The organism is Elusimicrobium sp., assembly GCA_015062115.1.
Taxonomy (GTDB): Bacteria; Elusimicrobiota; Elusimicrobia; order Elusimicrobiales; family Elusimicrobiaceae; genus Avelusimicrobium.
The window spans coordinates 53735-67917 of sequence record SUVG01000003.1; the positions used below are offsets into that span (position 1 = coordinate 53735).

17 protein-coding genes and 1 pseudogene are annotated in these 14183 nt (G+C 41.9%); 13 read left to right on the forward strand and 5 right to left on the reverse strand.

Annotated features, from left to right (window positions below; genetic code table 11):
• Positions 1-49 precede the first annotated feature (49 nt).
• From E7027_02650 to E7027_02665, 4 genes are read left to right on the forward strand one after another with little or no spacing between them, the layout of a single operon-like run.
• Positions 50-436, forward strand: a complete 387-nt coding sequence (locus E7027_02650) for a desulfoferrodoxin (GenBank protein MBE6421026.1) — start codon at positions 50-52, stop codon at positions 434-436.
• A 22-nt stretch (positions 437-458) separates the two neighbouring features.
• Positions 459-1652 carry an MBL fold metallo-hydrolase gene (locus tag E7027_02655; protein ID MBE6421027.1) on the forward strand — a complete coding sequence of 398 codons (1194 nt, stop codon included), beginning with the start codon at positions 459-461 and terminating at the stop codon, positions 1650-1652.
• 12 nt (positions 1653-1664) lie between these two features.
• Complete coding sequence (locus tag E7027_02660) at positions 1665-2174, forward strand: flavin reductase (GenBank protein ID MBE6421028.1); 510 nt, start codon at positions 1665-1667, stop codon at positions 2172-2174.
• 32 nt (positions 2175-2206) lie between these two features.
• Positions 2207-2368: a rubredoxin gene (locus E7027_02665; protein ID MBE6421029.1), complete on the forward strand. Its 162-nt coding sequence runs from the start codon at positions 2207-2209 to the stop codon at positions 2366-2368.
• Between the two features lie 98 nt (positions 2369-2466).
• Here E7027_02665 and E7027_02670 read toward each other — a convergent pair whose 3' ends face one another.
• Positions 2467-2781: a hypothetical protein gene (locus tag E7027_02670; GenBank protein ID MBE6421030.1), complete on the reverse strand. Its 315-nt coding sequence runs from the start codon at positions 2779-2781 to the stop codon at positions 2467-2469.
• Positions 2782-2855: 74 nt separating this feature from the next.
• Here E7027_02670 and E7027_02675 point away from each other — a divergent pair, with 74 nt between their 5' ends.
• The 4 genes from E7027_02675 to E7027_02690 all read left to right on the forward strand — a co-directional run bounded on the left by E7027_02675 (position 2856) and on the right by E7027_02690 (position 6759).
• A complete protein-coding gene (locus E7027_02675; GenBank protein ID MBE6421031.1) occupies positions 2856-3968 on the forward strand; it encodes a glycosyltransferase in 1113 nt (370 codons plus the stop codon).
• Between the two features lie 8 nt (positions 3969-3976).
• Positions 3977-4945 carry a signal peptidase I gene (gene lepB / locus E7027_02680; GenBank protein ID MBE6421032.1) on the forward strand — a complete coding sequence of 323 codons (969 nt, stop codon included), beginning with the start codon at positions 3977-3979 and terminating at the stop codon, positions 4943-4945.
• 73 nt (positions 4946-5018) lie between these two features.
• Positions 5019-5852, forward strand: a complete 834-nt coding sequence (locus E7027_02685) for a ParA family protein (protein ID MBE6421033.1) — start codon at positions 5019-5021, stop codon at positions 5850-5852.
• Entirely contained in the window at positions 5836-6759 is a 924-nt protein-coding gene (locus E7027_02690; GenBank protein ID MBE6421034.1) for a ParB/RepB/Spo0J family partition protein, read from the forward strand. The genes E7027_02685 and E7027_02690 overlap by 17 nt, the downstream gene beginning before the upstream one ends.
• A 366-nt stretch (positions 6760-7125) precedes the next feature.
• On the opposite strand, the gene E7027_02695 is transcribed toward E7027_02690, so the two are convergent.
• The 3 genes from E7027_02695 to E7027_02705 form a co-directional block, all read right to left on the reverse strand.
• The gene (locus tag E7027_02695) at positions 7126-7755 is read right to left on the reverse strand and encodes an MgtC/SapB family protein (GenBank protein ID MBE6421035.1); all 630 of its coding nucleotides are present in this window, start codon (positions 7753-7755) and stop codon (positions 7126-7128) included.
• Positions 7756-7851: 96 nt separating this feature from the next.
• Complete coding sequence (locus E7027_02700; GenBank protein ID MBE6421036.1) at positions 7852-8487, reverse strand: porin family protein; 636 nt, start codon at positions 8485-8487, stop codon at positions 7852-7854.
• Between the two features lie 45 nt (positions 8488-8532).
• Positions 8533-9129, reverse strand: coding sequence for a hypothetical protein (locus E7027_02705; protein ID MBE6421037.1), 597 nt, complete (start codon positions 9127-9129; stop codon positions 8533-8535).
• A 55-nt stretch (positions 9130-9184) separates the two neighbouring features.
• Between E7027_02705 and E7027_02710 the strand changes: the two genes are divergently transcribed.
• From E7027_02710 to E7027_02730, 5 genes and pseudogenes are all read left to right on the forward strand, one after another.
• Positions 9185-9865 (forward strand): hypothetical protein, encoded by a 681-nt coding sequence (locus E7027_02710; GenBank protein MBE6421038.1) that lies wholly within the window; start codon positions 9185-9187, stop codon positions 9863-9865.
• Complete coding sequence (locus E7027_02715) at positions 9862-10116, forward strand: hypothetical protein (GenBank protein ID MBE6421039.1); 255 nt, start codon at positions 9862-9864, stop codon at positions 10114-10116. Before E7027_02710 ends, E7027_02715 begins: the two co-directional genes overlap by 4 nt.
• Positions 10117-10125: 9 nt before the next feature.
• The gene (gene serS / locus E7027_02720) at positions 10126-11415 is read left to right on the forward strand and encodes a serine--tRNA ligase (GenBank protein ID MBE6421040.1); all 1290 of its coding nucleotides are present in this window, start codon (positions 10126-10128) and stop codon (positions 11413-11415) included.
• Positions 11415-12614 (forward strand): hypothetical protein, encoded by a 1200-nt coding sequence (locus E7027_02725; protein MBE6421041.1) that lies wholly within the window; start codon positions 11415-11417, stop codon positions 12612-12614. Before serS ends, E7027_02725 begins: the two co-directional genes overlap by 1 nt.
• A gap of 101 nt (positions 12615-12715) precedes the next feature.
• Positions 12716-12793, forward strand: a pseudogene (locus E7027_02730) (prepilin-type N-terminal cleavage/methylation domain-containing protein).
• 483 nt (positions 12794-13276) lie between these two features.
• Here E7027_02730 and speB read toward each other — a convergent pair.
• A complete protein-coding gene (speB, locus tag E7027_02735) occupies positions 13277-14170 on the reverse strand; it encodes an agmatinase (GenBank protein ID MBE6421042.1) in 894 nt (297 codons plus the stop codon).
• Between the last annotated feature and the right edge of the window lie 13 nt (positions 14171-14183).

Sequence of the window (14183 nt, forward strand, 5' to 3'; positions counted from 1 at the left end):
TTATATTATTATTAGGAATAATTACTAATAAAAAAATAAAGGGGGCATTATGGCTCAAGTAAATGAAGTGTATAAATGTGCTGTTTGTGGTAATATTATAGAAGTAGTGCATGGCGGTGCAGGTGAATTGGTATGCTGTGGACAACCGATGAAAAATCAAATTACCGGTACTTCCGACGGAGCAGCCGAAAAACATGTGCCTGTGGTAGAAAAAGTAGAAGGTGGTTATTTGGTAAAAGTAGGCAGTGTGGAACATCCTTCTACGCCGGAACATTACATTGAATGGATTGAACTGATTTGTGAAAAATGCGGAAAAGTACAACGCAAACACTTAAAACCGGGAGATAAACCTGAAGCCTTTTTTAAGACGGACGCCGAAAAAGTAATTGTGAGAGAATACTGCAATTTACACGGTTTATGGAAATCTGAAAAATAAAGTTAGGAGACGATAGTATATGATGCAAGCGGTAAAAATTACAGATAAAGTTTATTGGGTGGGGGCAATTGATTGGAATATACGTGATTTTCACGGTTATTCCACTAAAAAAGGAACTACTTATAATGCCTATTTGGTAATGACGGAAAAACCCACTTTAATAGACACGGTGAAAAAAGAATTTTACGGGGAAATGATGGAACGCATTAAAAGCGTAATAGACCCCAAAGACATTAAAATTATTATTTCCAACCACTCGGAATTAGATCATGCCGGGGCTTTACCGCAAACAGTAGATGCTATCAATCCGGAAGAAGTATATGTATCGGATATGGGTTTTAAGGATATTACGGCCCAGTTCCATTGTGATCTAAAATTAAAAACCGTTAAGACGGGAGACAGAATTGATATTGGGGGAGATACAATCTCTTTTGTGGAAGCGAGAATGTTGCACTGGCCGGATAGTATGTTCTCTTATTTGGAAAAAGAAAATGTATTGTTTACCAACGATGTATTCGGTATGCACTATGCCACCAGCAAACTCTTCGACGATGAAAATGAAGAAAGATTGTGGCTCTATGAAGCGGAAAAATACTATGCCAACATTGTACTTCCTTATTCGGATATTGTACTTCGCTTTTTGGCTCAAGTGCAAAAAATGGGATTATCTCCCAAAATTATTGCTCCCGACCACGGTTTTATTTGGAGAAAAGATCCTTCTAAAATTGTGGAATTATATGCTAAATGGGCGGCTCAGGCTCCTAAAAATAAAGCGTTGGTTGTCTATGATACTATGTGGGGAAGCACCGAAAAAATGGCCACCTATATTGCCGACGGATTACGCGAAGGGGGGACTATTGTTAAACAACTTTCCATGCATAGTAATCACAGAAGTGATGTGGCTACCGAGATTTTAGATGCTTCCGCTTTAATTATCGGTTCTCCGGTATTAAACAGCCAAATTTTTCCTGCGATGGCCGATGTTTTATGCTACTTAAAAGGACTTCGTAAGAAAGGGCTTGTGGGGGCGGCTTTCGGTTCTTACGGGTGGAACGGATCCCCGGTAGATGAACTAACTAAAATACTGGAAAGTATGAATGTGGAAGTAGTATCCCCGGCTATTAAATCTCCTTTTGTTCCCGACGAGAATATCAAAAAAGCTTGCCGTGAATTAGGGCTTTTAGTCAGCCAAAAAATTGCTGAAAAATTAAAATAAAGGTATATTTGTATGGCGGCAAATGAAATAAACGAAGGGTTAAATTATATTACTTACGGGTTGTATATTGTTACTTCGGTCGACGGAGAAAAGAAAAACGGACTGATTGTAAATACTGTTTTTCAGGTAACCGCGCAACCGGCACAAGTGGCTATTTCCGTTAATAAAAATAGTTTAACGCATGATATTATTACAAAAAGCCGTGTATTTGCCGCTATGCCTCTTGAACAGGAAAGCACTTTACCTTTTATCGGTATTTTTGGTTTCCGTTCGGGGAAAACCTTTGATAAATTTTCTAAAGTTCCTTATAAAACCGGCTTTTTAGGTTGCCCGATTGTTACGGAACATACACTTTCTTATATGGAAGTGGAAGTAAACAATACGGTAGATTTAGGAACTCACACCTTGTTTATCGGAGAAGTAAAAGATGCCGGCGTGTTAAAACAAGGCCAAGCCCTTACATATGATTATTATCATCATGTGATTAAAGGCAAAACACCTGCGGGTGCAACACACTCATAAATTTAGAAGTAAAAAATCTGGAGGAAATTACTATGGTAAAATATATTTGTGAAATTTGCGGTTATACGTATGATCCTGCTATCGGTGATCCGGAAAACGGAGTACCGGCCGGAACCAAATGGGAAGACTTAAAAGAAGATTGGGTTTGCCCTGTTTGCGGGGTAGGTAAGGACCAATTTAAGCCTGAAAATTAAATTTTGAGGGTATTTTGAAAAAAACGCTTAAAATTTAAGTATTTTTTTGAAATAAAAAAAGGGACTCTTTTTAGGGCCCCTTTTTGTAATGACTGATGTTAATATCCATAAACATTACGGCAAGAATAAGCATAGGTTAACTTATAATCATAAATACTGTCTATCCAAACAATATTTTTAATACCTGCTTCTTTTATTGCACCTATTAAGGTATCCGGTGTTTTTGTTTTATGCCAGGGCCAAGGAATTACTCCTAATAACAAAAACGAACAAGAAGATCCTTTTTTTAGTTCTTCTGTTTGTTTGAAATAAACCTGTTGAGCATCTAGTTGTAATGAGTATTGTGTGGTTCCGTAAAGACCACAACCGCTCATTAAACCTATGCAGAGTAGTAGTATGATTATTTTTTTCATAAATATACCCCTTTACTAAAGAGTAAAGAGGGAAAACTTCTACTACAAGTAAATAAATATACTATAATAACAATATGAAAATTCTATATGTTATTACTTCTACAGATGTCGGCGGTGCAGAAAAAGCACTGGCTGATTTGGTTATTGAAACCGCAAAGGAAAATCGGGTGCAGATTGTTTGCCTAAAAAAGTTGGGGCCCGTGGCGGAAGAATTAAAACAAAAAGGAATAGAAGTAATTTCTTTGGAAATGAAATGGTATTCCCAGCGTGGGGTTATAAAAAAAATAGCGGAAATTATAGATACTTTTAAGCCGGATTTGGTTCATGCTATGCTTTACCGGGCTATTGAATATACGCGTATTGCTATAGCCGGAAAAGGAATCAAATTGCTCACGACTCCCCATTTTGATTTATCCAAAAAAAATATTTTGTTAAGATATACAGACCGTATGTTAAAAGATTTAGACACTCTCACGGTGGCGGAATCTTTTTCAACGGCCAAATATTTGGTTGAAAAGCAAAAATATCTTAAAAATAAGGTTTTTTTACTTCCAAACGGAGTAGATAAAGAGGTTTTTTTTCAAGATAAATCAGCCCGGGAAAAGATGCGCAAGCAGTATGGATATTCTCCCGAAAATATTATTTTTATTAGTGTAGCCCGTTTGGAACCGGTAAAAGATCCTTTAACTTTGTTGCAATCTTTTAGAAATGTCCATCGTTCTTGTCCTCAAGCCAGGTTGGTGTATGTGGGAGAGGGAAAAGAGAGAAAGAAAATAGAAGATTATATTAAACAGAGTAATTTAGAAGAGGCTGTACTTCTTGCCGGAGAACAGAAAAATATCAGCAGTTGGCTGAATATGGCTGATATTTTTATACTTACCTCTGTGGAAGAAAGCCTTCCTCTTTCTTTATTGGAAGCCTTACATGTAGGCCTGCCTTGTATAGTCAGTAAAGTGGGGGATATGCCTCTTTGGGTAGAAAACGGAAAGAACGGTTTTGTGTGTAAACCGGGTGAAATAACCCTGTTTAGTTGCTTTATGAGTGAGTTGATTTTAGATGAATCAAAAAGAGAGAAAATGTCCTCTTATTCTTTGAAACTTTCTCAAAGGGTTACCTATACTTCCCAACAGTATCAACAAATTTATCAACAAGTTTTTAATAATAGTTTTCACGTGAAAACAAATTAGGAGTTGTTATGGAATTGCGTTTATTTATTGTCGCGTGTATTATGTATGCTTTTACGCTTGCCACGCGTTACTTCAAAAAGAAAAAAGAGAAAAAATTCTTTAATTCTTTTGCATGGTGGCATTGTTTATTTCTTTTTCTTATCCTAAGTTGTGCGGTGTATGTTGCCCTGTTTGTGATGGGAGGGGGAACAGGGGAACCCATGTCCGTATCAAAACTTTCCATCGGTTTGGTAGGAGCATTAGTCTGTGCGGTTTACGGGTATTTTAAGAGCCAAAAAGCCAATGAAAAAGAAAAAAATGCTATCCTTAAAGCAGACTTAGAATGGAGTAATACGGTTTATTTTGCCGGTTTTGTGGCTTCTTTTGTTATGTTTTTCTTTATTCAGGCTTTCCAGATTCCTTCCGAATCTATGTATAATACTTTAATAAAGAAAGACCATTTGTTTGTAAACAAAGCTGCTTATGGTTTCCGTATTCCTTTTACAAATATCCGCTTTGGTGAATTTAATAAAATTAAACAAGGGGATATTATTGTATTTCAATTTCCCGCCAAAGATCGCAAACAACAAAACTGCGGGGGTTCCCAGTATGGCAAAGATTTTGTAAAGCGCGTTATTGCTATGCCGGGGGATACGGTACAAATCATTGATGGCCACCCTTGGGTAAACGGACAAAAACTTCCCCAACAAGACTATGAGTTGTATGATGATGTGGAGAGAGTTTCTTATCAAGAAGAGGAAGATCCTGCGCTTTATCAACAACTTTGGGAAGAACACCAATTAGACCAATACTTAGGTATTTACTTAAGAGATTCTTTAGGGCCTGTAAAGGTGCCGGAAGGCCATTATTTTGCTATGGGGGATAATCGTGATAATTCTTGCGATTCCCGTTTTTGGGGGCCGGTTCCCAGAGAGAACATAAAAGGAAAAGCCTGGTTTATTCATTGGCCTCTTAACCGTATTCGTATGATTAAATAGTTTTCACGTGAAAACCCATTGATTTTTTTGCCCAAATCATGTTAAATATTAGTATATTCTTTTTGGAGGAATTATGGGAGAAATTGTAGTCGTTGCCAACCAAAAAGGCGGAGTGGGTAAAACCACCACTTCTATTAACCTTTCTTATGCGTTATCCTGCTTAGACCAAGAAGTTCTCTTGGTTGATTTTGACCCGCAGGGAAATGCAGGTTCCGGACTGGGAGTAGATGTTGCGGACGGAGAAAAATCTGTCTATCATCTTATTACCAAAACTGCCTCTTTTGAACAAGTAGTGCGCCAAACTTCCAGCGAAATGTTAGATGTCCTCCCGGCTTGTAAAAACTTGGCCGGTGCGGAAGTTGAACTGGTAAATGTTCGCGGGCGCGAAAACATTTTGAAAGACACTTTGGCCCCGCTGAAGGAAATGTACGATTATATTATTATTGACTGTCCGCCTTCTTTGGGCCTTTTAACCTTAAATGCTTTGATGGCGGCCGATAGCATCATTACACCTGTTCAGTGTGAGTTTTATGCCATGGACGGTTTGGCTCACTTTATGGGAACCGTTAATAAAATCAAACAATTTCTGCATCCTAAACTTAAAATGGACGGCGGTGTTCTTACTATGTATGATTCCCGCATGAATCTTTCCAAACAGGTTTTTGCGGAAGTAAGCCGCTATTTTGGTGATAAAGTATATAAAACTCCTATTCCTCGCAATATTCGCTTAGCGGAAGCCCCCAGTTTCGGCCAGGCTATTTTCGATTACGACCCTGCCTGTCGCGGTGCCAATGCATATATTCAATTAGGAATTGAGTTTTTGGTTCGCCGCGGCGCCAACCCGGAAATGTATAAAGACTTTAAGATGACGGGCGAAATGCCTGTAAATTATGATTTTGGAGGATAAGATGTCCAGACTGGCATTAGGAAAAGGCTTAGATGCCCTTATTAAACAAACCCAAGAAGTGGTACAAATGACCACGCAAGAAGCCGCCCAAGTAGTAGAAACTTCTTCCGGAGCGGCTGTTGCTAAAATTGCCGTAAATAAAATTGTTCCCAACCGTTTTCAACCCCGTCGCGTATTTGATGAGGAAAAACTGCAAGAATTGGCGCAATCTATCAAAGAACATGGCCTTACCCAACCAATTGTGGTGGTGTATGACGCCGGATTGGATAAATACGAAATTGTGGTGGGGGAACGCCGTTTCCGTGCCACGCAATTAGCCGGTTTAACTGAAATTGATGCTATTGTCCATAAACATCTGGGCGATAAAGAAATGTGCGCGCTTGCTCTTATCGAAAATATCCAGCGCGAAGACTTAAACCCCATCGAAACGGCCCTTGGGTATCGCAACTTAATGAATAAGTTTTATATTACCCAAACAGATTTAGCCTCTTATTGCGGCAAATCTAAAGCGGCTATTTCCAATTCCTTGCGTCTGTTGGACTTGGAGCCCGAAATTCAGCAAGCCTTGCAGGAAGGGACTCTGTCCGAGGGGCATGGACGCGCACTTTTAATGGTAACAGATCCCGCCAAACGCGATCTTCTCTTTAAGAAAATGAACGGAAGCAAAATGTCCGTCCGCCAAGCGGAAGAAGCGGCCCGTGCATTGATGTTTCCGGCAAAACCCTCCGCAAAACAAACAAAACCTGCGGAAGTGGCTTCTTTTGAAAACGACTTGCAATCTGCTTTGGGTACCAAAGTGGAAGTAAAATATGGCAAGAACATCAAAAAAGGTACTTTGGTAATTCATTATCATTCTTTAGATGAATTGAATAACATTGCAAGCCGCTTAAAAAACAAAATGTTGTAAAAAAGTGTTTTTTAGTTCCCCGCATTCTAATTGGAGTGCGGGGATTTTTTATACCGAAAATATCATAGAGAAATTAAAACAAAAAACCCTTAAAAAATAAGGATAATTTTTAATAATGGGCTTATTTTTGTTTTTTGAAAGGGGGGGAATATGCCGGGAAGGCTTATTTCGTTTTTACCTGTTACCCCTTGAAAAAATCTTTTTTATTCGCTATACTATTGATGTGAGATAATCAGCGGCGAGGGTGTTTGCCAGAAATGGCCTCTCTCATTTTGCGTTGATTATCTCTTTTTTATTCCCAAAAAAGGTTTTAAGCAAACAAAAAACCCCAAGGCCAAAAGCCTCGGGGTTTTTGCAAAGTTTTACTTATTTATACAAACTGTGGACTTCCGGCATTTCCAAAAGTTCTTTTGTTACATTTTGAAATTCATGTCCGGTAAAAGTTGCCACGATGCTAACATGGAATCGGTTGTCTTGTTTGGAAACTTCTTTTTTAAGAATCGTTACATGTTGCTTTTCAATTTGTGTGGCAATTTTATTGACCACTTCCCATTTCGGTTCACAAGTGATGTAAATAGTGTCGTAGTGTTTTACGAACTCTACCAATTTCACGGTTTTGCGAACCCCTAACTGCACCAGTAAAATGGAAGCCGCACAAATAGCCGCCCATACATATTGGCCGTATCCTACTGCCATCCCGATAGCCGCCACCAACCACACGCCGGCGGCTGTTGTTAAGCCGGAAATTTTATTTCCGTCCCGCAGGATAGATCCCGCGCCGATAAAACCCACACCCGTAACAATCTGTGCGGAAATACGGCCCGGATCGCCGCCGAAAGAGCCCATATATTCGGATAGGAGTGTAAACAAAGTGGCTCCCAGGCAGATTAAACAATACGTAGCATATCCGGCAGGCTTATCGTGGTATTGTCTTTCCATGCCCAAGGCTCCGCCGAAGATTAACGCTAAAATTACTTTAATTAAAATTTCTTCCATATCCTTATCATACAATACACGAGGCAAAAAAGTAAACCGTAAAATAGTGCAAAAAAAACCCCGGTTTTCCCGGGGTTTTCAAAAGAAGCGTAAAACTTAAAAACGGCAACCGAGTTTAAGCATCACATTTACATAATGCAAGCGATCTTTGCCGAATTGGGTTCTTACTTCGTCGGCGGCTTCTACCAAATAGTAGCGGCCTTCAATACCGAAGATAACGGTTTCGTCGATATCAAATTCCAACCCCAAACCGATCATTTGCGCAAAGTCGGTTCCGTCGGTGGTGACATGGGAGCCGTCATCATTTTTTTTGCGGGCAAAAATATGGCCGGCGCCAACACCGAACGGAATATATACGCGGGTGGCTTGAGACGGGAAGAAGTTCACACGACCCGTTACCAAAGCGGTGGCAATACCGGTGCGGTAGTAAGATTGACCGGTGCCATTGCTAAATTTGTCGCCGTCTCCCAGTTGGGCATAGTTTGCGTCCAAACCCAAAGCAAAAACCGGGATAACATTGCGGGTAAAACCGATACCGGCCGTCCAGCCTGTTTGGCCCAAGTCCACTTGTTGGCTTTTATAAGTCCAAGAATCTTGGGGGATATTCATACCGCCGTAAAATTCTACGCGGGTGGTGTTTTTGCGCAAGCCGTATTCTTGCAAACCGTAGTAATCTTGCGCTACGGCGGGCAAGGCGAACAGCAAAGCACACAAAGCTAATAATTTTTTCATATTACTCCTATTTGTTGAAGGTGTTACCTTTTTATTTTAAAAATTTTACAACCCTTTTACAATACGCATCTGGCGTTGCGGACTTTTGAAAGAACCGTCTTTGTTTGCTTGTACGATTTTTTCCCACTCGCCGCGCGCTTTTAAGATTTGTTCCGCAATATCGCGTACGGCGGCCTTTCCTCCCGAGCGGGGGGAAGTGTAGAGGGCTAACTCTTTTACTTCGGGGATACTGTTTTGTACGGCTAAGGGAAGGCCTACTTTTTCCAACACGCCCAAGTCAATTAAATCATCACCGATAAAGGCAACTTCTTCGGGTTGGATATTATATTCCTTTTGCAAAAATTCAAGGGCTTTTTGTTTAACGGAAGTATTATAAAACAAAAATTCCATGCCCAAAATTTTTGCCCAGTATTCCAGGGTATTGCTGCTCCCGCGGGAAATAATACCCGTGCGGATACCGCAGGTGGTTAAATACATCAGCCCCATGCCGTCTAAAGATTCAAAGTGTTTTATTTCGTGCGTAACACCTTCGTTATCGGTAAAAAAACTGATGGTGCTGTCCGTCATTACGCCGTCCACATCGGTCAGGAGCACTTTTATTTGTTTGGCTTTTTGAATAAAAAGAGGAGAAATATTGTTCATACTGATATTTATTATACCTTTATTTTGCCCCTGCTAAAAATTATATAATAAGCATATGAAGAGATTTTTGGCACTGGCATTTTGCTGCCTTTTCTTTTTAATGGGTTGTACACCTAAAACGGTCATCAGTTCCACTTACGATTTTGACCAAGTACAACGCATCGGCATCATGTCGTTTGAAAACCGCTATGCCGCTTTGCGCGGGGTGGAAAATCTGTTTGCCAAATATTTCATCTCTTCCGGATTTAAGGTGGTGGAACGCGCCCAGTTGGAAAGCGTGTTAAAAGAGCATAACATTTCCGTTTCCGGGTATTTATCACCGGAAACAACCCGCCAAATCGGCCGTATTTTAGGGGTGGATCTTTTGTTGATCGGTGAGGTAAGTTCTTATACTCCAGCCCGTACCGAATTAACGATGACGGCTACCCGCCGCACGGAAGCACGCCCCGTTTACACGCAAGATGTTATGCAACTGCCCGACGGTACTTATGTGGGATATACCCGCAATGTGGGAACGACCGTTTCTCACTCTACAGATGTAAGACCGACGGAATATGTTATCAATGCGCAAGTGGGTATTATCGCCAAATTGGTAGATGTGGAAACCGCGGAGATTGTATGGATTGGTTCTTTCGATGAATCTTCCTCCAGCGCGCTCGACGCGGCAGACTATATTGCCCGCAGTTTGGTAAAAAGTTTTACCAAAGAACTCGCCAAGAGACAGGACATCAAATGAAAGCCACCCCCCAACCTTTTGCCACCACTTCGGTCTCTTTCTTGTTTAGAGCTTTCTTTGCTCTGACAAAATTGGCTTTTATTTTGCTTTTTTTGGTGGTAGGGGCCTTGGTGGCGGGGCAGAGTTCCGTGGCGCCTGTCAGCGCGCGTTTGCTCACTTCTTACGGTATGGAATATGCCGTTAAAACCCTTAAACCTTACCGGCATTATTTTCCGGAACCGTTTTTAATAAATTTAGAAAAACAGAAATAAAGAGGACTTATGTTAGACATTAAAAATATCGTTGCAAACCCTGAAGAAGTAAAAAAACGCTTGGCCCTTCGCAAGCCGGAACTTGCCGACCAAGTAGAAGAAGTTCTTACCAAATATACCGCTTACAAAGCCGTTTTGGCCCGGGTGGAGGAATTGCGCGCCAAACGCAACGAAATGTCTAAATCTATCGGCAAAATTAAAAAAGAACAAGGCGACGAAGCCGCCAAAACCGCCATGGAACAGGTGGGTAAATTAAAAGAAGAAATGGCGGCCAAAGAAGCCGAAATGGAACCTCTTAAAAAAGAAATCGATGATTTGCTTTTATCTATTCCCAATATGCCCAACGAAAATATTCCCGTGGGCACTTCGGATGCAGACAACCCGGAAGTAATTCCCTGCACGGTTGCTTTACCGAAATTTGATTTTGAACCGCAAGATCACCAAACCGTTGGGGAACGGCTCGGCCTTTTAGATTTTGAAGCCGCCGCGGCTTTATCCGGCAGCCGCTTTGCTTTGTTCAAAGGAGACGGGGCCCGTTTGGAACGCGCGATTATTTCGTTTATGTTAGATTTGCACGCCCAAAAAGGTTACACCGAAATTTTGCCGCCTGTAATCGTAAATGAAGATATTTTAATCGGCACGGGGCAACTGCCGAAATTCCGGGAAGATATGTACGAACTTACCGGCGAACCGAAACAATTTTTAATTTCCACTGCCGAAGTTCCGCTTACCAACTTAAACCGTATTCGCGTTGTGCCGGAAACCGAACTGCCCGTTAAATTGACTGCCTACTCTCCGTGTTTCCGCAAAGAATCGGGCACCTACGGGAAAGATACCCGCGGTCTTATCCGCAATCACCAATTCGACAAAGTAGAACTGGTGATGCTTTCCAAACCGGAACACTCTTATGAAATGTTGGAAGTAATGGTCAACGATGCACAAGATGTGTTAAGAAAATTGGGTATTCCGTTCCGTGTCGTGGAACTTTGTAGCGGCGATATCGGTTTTTCGGCTGCCAAAACGTATGATATCGAAGTTTGGATGCCCAGCGAAAACCGCTTCCGCGAAATTTCTTCTTGCTCCAACTGTTTGGACTTCCAAGCCCGCCGCATGGGGTTGCGTTTCAAAAATGCGCAAGGCAAACAAGAATATTTGCACACTCTCAACGGCAGCGGTTTGGCGGTAGGACGCACTTTTGCCGCCATTTTGGAAAACTTCCAACAGGCCGACGGATCGGTAATTATCCCCGAAGCCTTGCGCCCGTACTTTGGCAAAGATAAAATCGAGGCCAAAAAATAATGCGTAAGTTTTTGTGTTTATTAACGGCGGCAGGTCTTTTGGCCGCCGCCGTTTTACCGGCCCGTGCGGAAATACAACTCCCTCCCGATGTGATGAACTATGCCACCGTAGGCATCAACGGGGTTTATAGTTTAGATTTCCAAACCGCTAACGAAAATATCCAAAAAGTATTTGATGCCTACCCGGATCACCCCTTCGGGCATTTCGGTAATGCCATGGTTGCGTGGGCCCGTTACGAATATGAATTTGAAACAAGCGACGAGACCCAACGCAAAGTGTTTGAAAAAATTTTGGACGATTCTATTGATGGAATAAAGCGTTGGTTAAAGCAAAACCCCGATGACCCGAACGGGTACATGGGGATTGGTGCTTTGTATGGGTTGCGTGCCATGTTTTCTATGCGTAACCGCAGTTGGATTACCGCGTATTTTTCCGGGCGAAAAGCCATCAAAAATTTGGAAAAATCTATGGCGTTAGACCCCACTTATTATGATGCGTATTTCGGTTTGGGGGTTTATCAGTATTACGCGGGCACTTTGCCTGCCGTTATCAAAGTGCTTGCCAAAATTGTGGCTATCAAAGGCGACCCGGACAAAGGCGTTTCCCAATTAAATACCGCGCGCGAAAAAGCCACTTTTACGGCGGATAGTTCCAAACTCCTGCTGATTGAGGTGCAAAATAACCGCCGCAATACCAAGTATTACAACCCGCATAAATCGTTACAGTATATCCGCGAATTGCGGGCCAAATATCCCAAAAATCCGCTGATGCACTATGTGGAAGTAATTTGTTTGTTTGAAACCAAACATTACGAAGCGGTAACGGAACAAGCCAACCGATTTTTAGAACTTATAGGGAAAGACCCCTTTTATAAAGATATTTATATTGCCCGTGCTTACACCGCACTCGGCACTTCCCAAATGGCTCAAGGAAATTTAGAAGCCGCGCGTGAGCTCTTTGAACAAGGGCACAAGGCGCTGCAAAACCAAGAGCCCAGCCGTTGGGGCGTGTGGAACGAGTTTCGGTTAGGGCAAGTGTACGACTTGCTTGGCGAGCGCAACAAAGCCCTTAAACAATACAAATATGTGCTTTCCTTCAAAGATAAATGGGGCTTTGACGAAATGACCCGGGAGTTAATCAAAAAGCCGTATCAACTCCCCGAAAATAAAGATATAGGGCCCCTTCCTCCGCATGTATAACTCTTCCATAATAAATAGCAAAAACCCCCGCTTGTAATAGCGGGGGTTTTCTGTATAAAATAATATAATAAAATTATAAATTTATTAAAAACGGTGCTTTTATGAAAAAAGGTTTTACTTTAATAGAACTCTTGGTAGTCGTATTGATTATCGGCATTTTATCAGCGGTTGCTTTGCCGCAATATACACTTGCTGTGCAAAAAACGCGTTCTCTGCGTCTGTTGCCTCTTTTGCGGGCCATTTCCGACGCGCAAAATGTCCATCGCCTGGAAACAGGAGACTATACTTTGTCTTTCTCGGATTTGATTATTACTTTGCCTGAAGGCGGAACCTTAACAGCTGGTGGCGCTAACGGATCGGGGGAAAGACTTACTTTTGATGAATTTGTCTGCTGGTTGCGGACTAATTCTTCCCTAAATACGGAAAGTTATTCCGTTTACTGTGATGATAGAAGAAGCGGGGCTCCTTCTATAGAAAAATATTTTTCTTCAACTAATTTTATTTGTTGGGGAGCCAGCGGTATGGCGCAGAAAGTTTGCCGCAGTGTTTCCAGCAGTAGCACTCCTACGGCCTGTAGCGGAAGTAGTTGTTCCGGATATCACTTTTGATGAAACAAAAACCCCCACTCATAAGAGCGGGGGTTTTTGTTGTTAGAAATAAAGTTATTTCTTTTTGGCTTTTTTAGCCGGTTTGGTGGACAAGTAGCCCATCAAACGGTAAATTAACTTAGCCGTATTAAATTCCGTAATCGGGTCGGCCTTGCGTTGGCAGGCTTCCACCACATCTACCGCCACAATGTTTTTATGTTTGATGACTTCGCGGAATAAATCTAACGCTTCATACCACATAAACCCACCGGGTTGAGGCGTACCGGTAGCCGGGATAACCGACGGATCAAAACCGTCCACATCAATAGTGATATACACGGTATCCGTCAATTTTTTAAGCACTTGCGGAATCAGCTTTTTGATATCGCGGTGTTCGTGCATTAAAAAAGTGGTTACCTTGCCGGCGTTGATATACTGCTTTTCTTCGCTGGCTACGCTGCGAATCCCCACTTGCACTACCGGAACTTGACGGGAAGCCGGGAACAGCGCACAAGCGTGGCTTTTGGGGGTGCCTTCAAAGGTTTCGCGCAAGTCGGCATGGGCATCAAAGTGCAAGATGCTCAAATTTTTATATTTTTCAATATACGGTTGGGCCAAAGCCTGCGTAACCGTGTGTTCCCCGCCAATATAGAAAGGAATTGCTTTGTATTGCATCAGGTTGCGGACGGTTTTATCAATATTTTTGAAAACCGTATTGGTAGAACCTTTGCAATTAACGGCCGGTTGGGTGTTGATGCCTTCTTCCCAGGTTTCGGTTTTGGTTTCTTCGTCCCAAAGTTCAATTTGGGTGGAGGCTTCAATTATCGCGGCAGGGCCTTTGGCGGTACCTTGCCCGTAGCAGACCGTTTTTTCAAACGGAACGGGAACTACCGCGAATTTACAAAGGGCCAGAGAACTTTTTTCGTTCTCTAGCCCCATAAACTTATCGGTTTGTACGTTTTCGCTCACAAAAAATCCGTGA

Coding starts and splice junctions, on each gene's coding strand:
- E7027_02725 (MBE6421041.1), top strand. CDS start 11,415: ATGCGTAAGTTTTTGTGTTTATTAACGGCGGCAGGTCTTTTGGCCGCC.
- E7027_02690 (MBE6421034.1), top strand. CDS start 5,836: ATGATTTTGGAGGATAAGATGTCCAGACTGGCATTAGGAAAAGGCTTA.
- E7027_02695 (MBE6421035.1), bottom strand. CDS start 7,755: ATGGAAGAAATTTTAATTAAAGTAATTTTAGCGTTAATCTTCGGCGGA.
- E7027_02705 (MBE6421037.1), bottom strand. CDS start 9,129: ATGAACAATATTTCTCCTCTTTTTATTCAAAAAGCCAAACAAATAAAA.
- E7027_02655 (MBE6421027.1), top strand. CDS start 459: ATGCAAGCGGTAAAAATTACAGATAAAGTTTATTGGGTGGGGGCAATT.
- E7027_02700 (MBE6421036.1), bottom strand. CDS start 8,487: ATGAAAAAATTATTAGCTTTGTGTGCTTTGCTGTTCGCCTTGCCCGCC.
- E7027_02685 (MBE6421033.1), top strand. CDS start 5,019: ATGGGAGAAATTGTAGTCGTTGCCAACCAAAAAGGCGGAGTGGGTAAA.
- E7027_02715 (MBE6421039.1), top strand. CDS start 9,862: ATGAAAGCCACCCCCCAACCTTTTGCCACCACTTCGGTCTCTTTCTTG.
- E7027_02710 (MBE6421038.1), top strand. CDS start 9,185: ATGAAGAGATTTTTGGCACTGGCATTTTGCTGCCTTTTCTTTTTAATG.
- E7027_02670 (MBE6421030.1), bottom strand. CDS start 2,781: ATGAAAAAAATAATCATACTACTACTCTGCATAGGTTTAATGAGCGGT.
- E7027_02660 (MBE6421028.1), top strand. CDS start 1,665: ATGGCGGCAAATGAAATAAACGAAGGGTTAAATTATATTACTTACGGG.
- E7027_02665 (MBE6421029.1), top strand. CDS start 2,207: ATGGTAAAATATATTTGTGAAATTTGCGGTTATACGTATGATCCTGCT.
- serS (MBE6421040.1), top strand. CDS start 10,126: ATGTTAGACATTAAAAATATCGTTGCAAACCCTGAAGAAGTAAAAAAA.
- E7027_02675 (MBE6421031.1), top strand. CDS start 2,856: ATGAAAATTCTATATGTTATTACTTCTACAGATGTCGGCGGTGCAGAA.
- lepB (MBE6421032.1), top strand. CDS start 3,977: ATGGAATTGCGTTTATTTATTGTCGCGTGTATTATGTATGCTTTTACG.
- E7027_02650 (MBE6421026.1), top strand. CDS start 50: ATGGCTCAAGTAAATGAAGTGTATAAATGTGCTGTTTGTGGTAATATT.